A 235-nucleotide genomic window follows, 5' to 3' on the forward strand; every position below is an offset into this window, starting at 1 on the left:
GCGCTACGAACCAAAAGACGAAGCCAAATTTGAATACTCATGGCAGTGGGCTTATCAAGAGCGCTTCAAAGAAAAAGGCTTAATGGCGTTATTAGGAGCCGGGTTTGATCCGGGCGTAACCAACGTCTTTACCGCCTATGCCGCTAAGCATTACTTTGATGAAGTCCATTACCTGGACATTGTTGACTGTAACGGTGGTGACCACGGTCAGGCATTTGCAACCAACTTTAATCCG

Annotated in this window: 1 pseudogene; it reads left to right on the forward strand. The window is 47.2% G+C overall.

What is annotated here, in order from left to right:
* Positions 1-235: pseudogene (locus B3180_RS08960) on the forward strand (saccharopine dehydrogenase family protein); the annotation flags it as partial.

The organism is Idiomarina sp. UBA4206, assembly GCF_002383015.1.
In the GTDB taxonomy this organism is placed as follows: Bacteria; Pseudomonadota; Gammaproteobacteria; order Enterobacterales; family Alteromonadaceae; genus Idiomarina; species Idiomarina abyssalis.